Source organism: Carboxylicivirga sp., from assembly GCF_982718395.1.
In genome coordinates this window covers 21,497-30,538 of sequence record NZ_CEXQWX010000068.1, presented here as the reverse complement: position 1 = coordinate 30,538, position 9,042 = coordinate 21,497, and the positions used below count along the sequence as shown (strand labels likewise).

General features: G+C 38.0%; 6 protein-coding genes. 2 read left to right on the top strand and 4 right to left on the bottom strand.

Going from position 1 to position 9,042, the window contains the following annotated elements; all coding sequences use genetic code 11:
- Together AC4MRQ_RS13635 and AC4MRQ_RS13630 are read left to right on the top strand one after the other, a co-directional pair.
- Positions 1–2,114 (top strand): GH92 family glycosyl hydrolase (locus AC4MRQ_RS13635; RefSeq protein WP_491198237.1); only part of this gene is annotated, 2,114 nt, incomplete at its 5' end.
- 6 nt (positions 2,115–2,120) lie between these two features.
- Positions 2,121–3,749 carry an endonuclease/exonuclease/phosphatase family protein gene (locus AC4MRQ_RS13630; RefSeq protein ID WP_491198236.1) on the top strand — a complete coding sequence of 543 codons (1,629 nt, stop codon included), beginning with the start codon at positions 2,121–2,123 and terminating at the stop codon, positions 3,747–3,749.
- Between the two features lie 52 nt (positions 3,750–3,801).
- Here AC4MRQ_RS13630 and AC4MRQ_RS13625 read toward each other — a convergent pair whose 3' ends face one another.
- From AC4MRQ_RS13625 to AC4MRQ_RS13610, 4 genes are all read right to left on the bottom strand, one after another.
- On the bottom strand, positions 3,802–4,602 hold the full coding sequence (locus AC4MRQ_RS13625) for a DUF2797 domain-containing protein (RefSeq protein WP_491198235.1): 801 nt from the start codon (positions 4,600–4,602) through the stop codon (positions 3,802–3,804).
- Between the two features lie 96 nt (positions 4,603–4,698).
- The gene (locus AC4MRQ_RS13620; protein ID WP_491198234.1) at positions 4,699–5,973 is read right to left on the bottom strand and encodes a peptidase U32 family protein; all 1,275 of its coding nucleotides are present in this window, start codon (positions 5,971–5,973) and stop codon (positions 4,699–4,701) included.
- 1 nt (position 5,974) lies between these two features.
- Positions 5,975–7,813, bottom strand: coding sequence for an LTA synthase family protein (locus tag AC4MRQ_RS13615; protein ID WP_491198233.1), 1,839 nt, complete (start codon positions 7,811–7,813; stop codon positions 5,975–5,977).
- A gap of 98 nt (positions 7,814–7,911) precedes the next feature.
- On the bottom strand, positions 7,912–9,015 hold the full coding sequence (locus AC4MRQ_RS13610) for a glycosyltransferase (RefSeq protein WP_491198232.1): 1,104 nt from the start codon (positions 9,013–9,015) through the stop codon (positions 7,912–7,914).
- Between the last annotated feature and the right edge of the window lie 27 nt (positions 9,016–9,042).

The window sequence follows — 9,042 nt, the reverse complement described above, 5'->3', positions numbered from 1 at the left end:
ACGGAATGGTATCGGTTGTACCTTTTAATGTGACCCCGCACAAGGGTAATGAATATTCGAACACCGATAGCTGGTGTAGTAATCCATACGTATATAATAACCAATGGATGACTGGCTTTACCCACGTTAATTTAAGTGGTGTTGGCTGTCCCGACCTTGGAAGTATTATAGTGATGCCTACTACAGGTGAATTGAATGTGGATGTCAATGAATACGGAACCACTTTATCAGATCAGCAAGCCATTCCCGGTTGTTACTCCACTAAGCTCAATCGTTATAATATCAAGGCCGAAGTAACTGCAACTATGCGATCTGGTTTAAGCCGTTTTACTTTCCCCGAAGGACAGGCTAACATCCTTCTGGATTTGGATCATGGTCTTACCAACGAAAGCGGTGCACATATCAAGCGTGTTTCCGATAACGAAATTGAAGGTTACAAACTAATGGGTACGTTTTGTTATCATCCACAAGCTGTAATGCCCGTGTATTTTGTGGTTCGTATCAATAAGGATGATATGCAAAGTGGCTACTGGAAATTTCAGAACAGACTGCCCGGTGCGCGTCACAATTGGAGTTCAACAAGTGACACTTATAAACTCTATACCAGATACAATAAGGAATTATCGGGTGAAAAAATAGGTGCTTATTTTTCGTTCGATGCACAAGAAGGCGAACAAGTAGAAGTTCAGGTTGGCGTAAGCTATGTCAGCATCGAAAATGCCCGCGAGAATCTGGATGCCGAACAAACTAACTTATCGTTTGAGCAAATAAAAGAAAAAGCTTTCGACACCTGGAATGAGGAACTAAAAACTATTGAAGTGGAAGGTGGTACACGTGATGATAAGGTCATGTTCTATACAGCACTTTATCATTTGTTGATTCATCCTAATATTCTTCAGGATGTTAACGGACAATATCCGGCTATGGAATCGGATGCCATATTAGCAACTGACGACCAGGATCGATATACCGTATTTTCGCTTTGGGATACGTATAGAACGGTGCATCCTTTAATGTCCTTGTTATATCCCGAAAAACAGCTTGATATGGTGCGTACCATGGTGGATATGTATAAAGAAAGTGGCTGGTTGCCTAAATGGGAGATTTACGGACGGGAAGCACATGTAATGGAAGGTGATCCGGCCTTAATTGTTTTGGCCGATACCTATCGACGAGGCCTGACGGACTTTGATGTAAAAACAGCTTATGAAGCCATGGTGAAACACGCCAATACAACAGAAGACAATTTTATCCGTCATGACAATGAATTTTACCTTGAGCACCATTATATACCATTTGTTAAAGACTTCGATAATTCAGTTTCTCAGGCATTGGAATTATACGTGGCAGATTATAACCTGGCTTTAATGGCTAATGAGATGGGAGACAAAGCCACTTATAAAAAAGCCTGGCAACGATCGTTAGGTTATAAAAAGTACTTCGACAAGAATTACAATTTACTGCGTCCTGTCACCAAAGAAGGTAAGTTTATGGAAGGGTTTGATCCATTGCAGGGAGAAAACTTTCAGCCGGTGCATGGTTTTCATGAAGGTACATCATGGCAATATTCAATGGCTGTTCCGCATGATATCAAAGGTTTAATGCGCATGATGGGTGGCAAAAACAAGTTTGTACAACAATTACACAAGTGTTTTAAAGACAGTTTGTTTGACATGAGCAATGAACCTGACATGGGATATCCGTTTCTATTTAACTATGCAAACGGTTCAGAATGGCGGACTCAAAAACAAGTTCACGATTGTATCAGAAGATATTACAAGAATGCCCCTGATGGCTTACCCGGAAATGACGACACGGGTACTTTATCGGCCTGGTTAATCTATAGTATGATGGGTATCTATCCGGTGTGCCCTGGCGATATGAATTATACACTATCAAGCCCGGTATTCGATAAAGTAACCATTCATCTGGATAAGAATATTTACGAAAAGGAGAAAATTATTATCGAAACAGATCGAAAATCATCTGATGATATTTATATTAAGGACATTGAAATAAATGGCCGGCCTTATAATCGTTATTTCATAAGCCATAAAGATTTAATAGACCAGGGCCATATAAAGTTTAATCTCGGTAGTAATCCAAAACAATAAAACACAATGAGAATCCGAAGCTTTCTGATTTTGACGGTAACTGCATTCTGTAGTTTTTTTCTATCATGTACAGACAGTGACAGAGCCATTAAAGTGATGAGCTTTAATATTCGATACGATAATCCGGCTGATGGGATCAATTCCTGGCAAAATCGAAAAGCTTTGGTTTCCTCATTTTTGAATGAACAGCGTCCCGACATTATCGGATTTCAGGAAGTATTAAAGAATCAACTTAATGAACTTCAGGATGAATTAACTGAATACAGCTACATAGGTGTTGGTCGGGATGATGGAAAAGATGGTGGTGAATTTGTCCCAATCTTTTATTTAAAAGAAAAATTTGATCTTTTGGCCTCTTCACATTTCTGGCTATCGGAAACACCAGATGTAACTGGAAGTAAAAGTTGGGGTGCCGCTTTACCAAGAATCGTTACCTGGCTGCAGTTAAAAGATAAAGAGAATGGCTTTATTTTTTACGTATTTAACACACATTTTAGCCATGTAAGCATCTATGCCAGAAACGAAAGTTCGATACTATTACTTAATAAAATCAGAACAATAGTGGGTGATGCACCTGTCGTATTAACAGGCGATTTCAATGCTCCACCAAGCGAGCGCATGTACAACACCATAACAAACAATTGGAAAGGATATCTTCAATTATGGGATAGCCGTCAGTTAACCCTCGATTATCAGGCCGCCAGCAAACAAACTTTTAATGGTTTTAAGCATGATACACCAGAAGTAATCATTGACCACATTTTTGTTAACGGTTTTTTTGATGTTAATGCCTTAACAACGCATCAGATTGTGAAAGATGATGTTTTTATATCTGACCATTACCCCATTACAGCTGAACTTTCATTCAGACTTAACAAGCGAGAAAAATGGGGCGAAGCTCAGACGCTGATGCAAAGCACTCAACAACCCATTATTGATTGCGATCAATTATGCTTCCATGATTCCCTGGTCGTGAAAATCAGGCCCCGCGGAAGAAAAGCTAATATTTACTATACTTTAAATGGTGAAGAACCTGATACTTTATCTGCTCTCTATGAAGCACCAATACTATTAAAGAAAAGTACGACTCTCAAAACAATGGCCTATATTGATGGCATGTACCCTTCCAAAGTGCTTTCGCAAACGTTTATTAAAAAAAGGAAATCAAACGCCAGACTGCTTGAGGTAATCCCTGAAGCAGATGAAAAATACCACTCGAAAGATTACAAAGCTTTATTTGATCATAAACCAGGTCACCATAACAACTTATCAGATGGGTCGTGGATTGGTTTTAACGGCACTGATAACGACTTTTTGTTTGACTTTAAACGCCCAACAAAAGTAAAAGAACTATATGTATCGTGCCTTGCACAACCATCCAAATGGATTGTTTCTCCTTCGAAAGTTGAAGTTAAAACATCAAATGATGGTATCAATTATAAGGTTGTTGGTTCAATGGCACTCCACACATCATTTAAGGAATCAATTAATGAACGGTTTATGGTTCACATTCCTTTTGCAGCTAAAGCACGCTTTGTGAAAGTATCTGTTTACAATGGTGGTTTACTACCAAAAGGACACAGCGGTGTTGGTAATCCTTCGTGGTATTTTATTGATGAAATGGTACTGCAATAAGGAATTTCTTCTCGCCAGCCTTCCGAACAGTATCTGAAAAAGCAGTTCCTTATTAGGCCTTTAAGCTAATTAGGTAACCATTGTGTCTGCGAATATTTAAAACCCGATCTTTATCAAATAATAGATATTGACCTTTAATTCCCTGTAAAACACCAGTTATGCTTGCTTCTTTGTCAAAGGTCAAGGACTTTGGTTTTAAAGGATAGTTAGTCACCGGGTAATTTAACTCCCAAACTGCCTCATCATCTTTCACATATTGTTTCAGTTCATCAGGCAGTTGATCAATCGCTTTTTTCTTCTCAGCTATCAGATCAATATCCTGCGCCAGTTCATTTTTTAACATATTGCGCCAATTAGTTTTATCTGAATAAAAGTCCTTCAGAAACACTTCTATTACACCAGCTATATGTCGATTAGGCACCTCAGCAATTACCACTGCTTTCCAGGCACCCTGATCAATCCAACGCGTTGGAATCTGAGTATTACGCGTAACCCCCACTTTGATACCGGAAGCAACAGCCAAATACACATAATGAGGAATTAAACATTGCTTTTGAGCAAATTCCATGTCACGTGCTTCTCCTAAATGAGCCCGACATGTTTCGGGGTTAAAAACACAATCTTCAGCCTCAGGAGCGGTTTTGTAGCAATTATAACAGAAGCCCTGTATAAATGACGTGGCTGTTTTTTTCCCACATACAATGCAATTTATCTGATCCTGATATTCAAGAGTTATTTCTTTACCAATTAAGTCATTCATCTTAACCGACTCGTTTTCAAGTTGCATATGGTATTCCACCTGCTCCCTGGCCACCTGAGTTTTCATTTTTGATAAATTACCTTTTGCTTCCATACTTTTTGTTTTACCACTATTTATACACAGACTAACTCACGTTTTTGATCAATAAACAGATGCCATTTCTATTATACAGCCATTCATTAAAACAATTTATTTCTGCAAATCGTTTTCACCAGCCGGGATTATTTTATATAGCTTATCCGACCGGCGGATTTTCTCATTGACAACAATACTAAACCGTTCCCCTTTAACTGTTTCATCAACAGGATTAAGATCAACGCGTATTTCCGGAACTGTCATCTGTACAATTCCTGTTGTTGGTCCGGTAATCAGAATCTCATCTCCTACTTTGAGTGATTGAGTTTCCATAAGAAATTCAGCCACTTTCAGCTTTGGGAAATAATTCATGCCTTTACCAACATATATTTTCTTCTTTGTCGCACGTGATCCGTAGTTATGACTCCACTCTCCCAACTTCTGACCTAAATAATATCCGTCCCAGAATCCGCGATTAAACACTTCCGAAAGTCGTTCATCCCAATTCTTGATTTTTTCTTCACCATATGAGCCGTCAATCACCGCTTCAATGGCTTCATTATAGCATTCACAAACAGTTTTAACATATTCGGCCGAACGTGCCCGCCCTTCAATTTTGAAAACACGTACTCCGGCATCTACCATCTTATTCAGGAAGTGAATAGTCTTCAAATCTTTTGGTGACATAATGTAGTCATTCTCCAATTCCATCTGCTTTCCGGTTTCTTTTTCTGTAACCGTATAACCACGACGACAGGGCTGAAGACAACCACCTCTATTAGCCGATGCATTTAGCTGGTGCAAACTAATATAACACTTCCCAGAAGTAGCCATACATAGTGCTCCATGAGCAAACATTTCAATTTGGATCAACTCTCCTTTTGGTCCGCGAATATCTTCATCGACAATGGTCTGATGAATGGCTTTCACCTGATTCATATTTAACTCGCGAGCCAAAACAACCACATCCGCAAAGTTGCTGTAAAACTTTAGTGTTTCTACATTAGAGATATTCACCTGGGTAGAAATATGCACCTCAACTCCTTTACCATGTGCATAATTTATTGCCGCCTGATCAGACGCAATTACCGCTGTTACGCCTACTTCTTTGGCCACATCAATAATCTCGCGCATGGTATCCAGTTCTTCATTAAAGATTACCACATTAACCGTAAGGTAGGTTCTTATATTGTTTCCCCCGGCTATTTTTACCAACTCTCTTAAGTCATCGTTAGAGAAATTATTGGATGAACGTGAGCGCATATTTAATTGCTCGATACCAAAATATACTGAATCTGCCCCTCCTTGTATAGCAGCACGTAATGACTCGTAGGAGCCAACAGGTGCCATAATCTCAAAATCTTCTCTCTTCCACTTTTTATCGTTCATCTTATCTTTTTTTCGAATCATTATACAATACCTGCAAATAGGCTTTGGCTTTAAGGCTATCTTGTGTAGTTTGCCTTCCCTCAAATGTAATAAAGCGGTTTATTTTAACATCATAAAACTGAAATCCCGAACTGTCAATAAATGAAACACCGCTAGGTGCAATAATGTTAAAAGCAAACTTTTCGACTTCTTTATCTAAAATGTTTTTACTAAACTGAAATTCTTCTGCATCAATATCTAATTGCGATAATAAAGTTCGGGCTAAATCAGTTTGAGATCCATAATGACTAATGGTCGTATCTTTAACACTTAATGCTCCACCAGTCCAAATCATGGGGATATGTGCATAATTTCTTTCACTTAAAGGAATATTGTTGGGTCCAGGAACCGAATGATCAGCAATAAGAATAAATAAAGTGTTGTCCCACATGTTTTTCTTCTTCACCATACGGAAAAAATCACCAATACATTTATCTGTGTATGCAATCGAGTTATAGTAGTCATTTTCAAATACCCGATCCATTGGCACATCAAACGGTTCATGACTGCTCAACGTAAATAGAAATTTGAAATAAGGCTCTTTGGATGCTTCCATATTATCTATTAACCGGGCAAAAGTATATTCATCATGAACACCCCACTTTTCTCCGCGATATTGCATATCAAAGTCATCAATACTTATTACCTGATCAAAACCAGCTTGTCTGACAAATGAGTTCATGTTTTTAAACTTGATATCGCCTCCATACAAGTACATTAAATCCTTGTAGCCATTATCCTTTAATTTTTGAGGCAGAAATGATAATGAAGCCGTTTTTTCAGGAAACCGTATAATTGAATATGAGGGTAATACCTGATAACCAGCCAAAGCCGCAACCAAACCTTTGTCTGAACGGTTGGCCGCTGCCCGAATGTTACTGAATAAAACGCTTTCATTGATTAAGGAGTCAATATGAGGTGTAATCGCTTCTCCTCCCAAATCACTAATTACATGTGCCGCAAAACTCTCCAGCAAAATAACAACAACATTGGGACGCTCAGTATTCAATAGTTTATCAAAGGTTCCTGAATGAGCTGTAAGTTCATCAAAAATCTGATTGGCCAGCTCATCATCCATATAGCGATATTCAACATTGTTGGTACCCATCTTTTTCAAATCATAAGCCAGATTCCACAATGGATTTATTGCCGTTTGATTTGCAAAACGATATGATGAAAAGTAGGCTACTCCAGTATTAATAGGTGCCACACCAAAACTCCCCCTGACAGGTATTATTAAAAGTACTCCCGAAAACAAAACAACTACAAGCGTGATCGCAGCTTTCTTTATCTTATAGGATGTTTCTGAGATCGCCGGTTTTATCATGACAAACTTATTGTAAGCAAAAATAAATCCGCTTATTGAGATAATGCAAGCCATTAAAAACAGAGGTACTTCATACCACTTCAATGATGCAAGAATAATATCCGGCATCTGGATAAAACCTAAAGCTTCCAGATCAATATGTTTTCCCCAATACGAGAACAGGTTAATATCAGATAAAAGAACTAGCGACAAAAACGCAATCTGGAAATAGCTTAGATAATTGATACATTTCAAACATATTCGTCCGGAAACTATCAATGAGATAATTTGCAACAATACGACTAATCCCATTATATATCCGGTAAAAGAACTATCCAGACGCAAGCCTATAAAAAAGGCTTCCAGAACAGAAGGTAATGTGGCATCATGAGAATAGCTAAGATTAAAGACAACAAAAATTAACCTGAATATAGTAAAAAACACCATCCAGAAAAGGAAAAGGCGCCAATAGCTATTTATATATTGCTTGATCATCAATTTATTATTAAATCTTATACAGTTATTTGAAACTGCAAAAATAAACAGATGATTGAATAAGTGAAGCTAAAAAAGTAATGAGGTGTGAAAATTCTTTATTTAAGCTGCTTTTTGTCAATACAATCCCGCAAATGTTTTTCCAAAGAATTAACCATCTGTTCAACTGAAAACTTATCAGATACATGAGCTTTGGCTTCCTGTCCCTTCACTAGTCGCTGTTCATCATCAATCAGATTATTGATTGCATTACCAAGCGCCTGCGCATCACCGGATGGAACAATACTACCGTGTTTCTTATCTATCATTAATTCCGACACTCCATTTACATTTGTACTAACAGCCGGTATCCCTAATGATAGTGCTTCCATTAGAGCATTAGGCATACCTTCATATAGCGAAGGTAAAACAAACAAATCAGCAGCTTTAAGCATGGATGAGATATTTTCCTTAAAACCTATCAGATGCACTCTTTCATCAAGAGAAGCATCGCTTATCTGCTTTTGCAGTATACTATGCATCTTTCCTTTTCCCGCAATTACAAAATGAACATTTGAGTGCTGTTTAACGACCTTACTTGCTGCCTCAATTAAATATTGAAATCCCTTTTGCCTGGCCAACCGACCAGTTGATAATATAATAAACGGTTTTTCATTCAATGCTGGTATTTGTGAAGAATAGTCGAATGGAACAACTTCTTCATTTGATGGTAGTATGCCATTATAAATAACCTTTACATAGTCCTTATCCCACCATCCATAACTATCATACTCCTTCTTGATGGAGTTCGTATTGGTTATAATTCCATCACAAAACGGAATAAAGCTCCATTTGTATTTATTAGATCGATGAATCAGCTGCACTCCTTGTCTACTAATAATAACAGGTCCTTTGATACATCGTGACATTACACCGGCAACACGAACATCTTTATTTTGACAGGCAACAATTAAGTCGATATCCTCCTTCTTAACAACCCGTCTTAGTTGGATGCCTCCCCTCAAACTGAAATCTGTATAAATCGATAGATTAACAACTGTCAAACCTTCTTTTGTAGCTCTTTGTTCCAGAATTGAACCTTTTCGACAACCAATAATTACACGGTGCCCTTTTTTCATTAATTCACTGGCAGCAAGCACCATCCATTTCTCGCCTCCACCCCATTTTTTCTTACCAATCGAATTAATAAATAAAAGCCTCATCAAATGTCTGCTATGGTTAAATTTTAC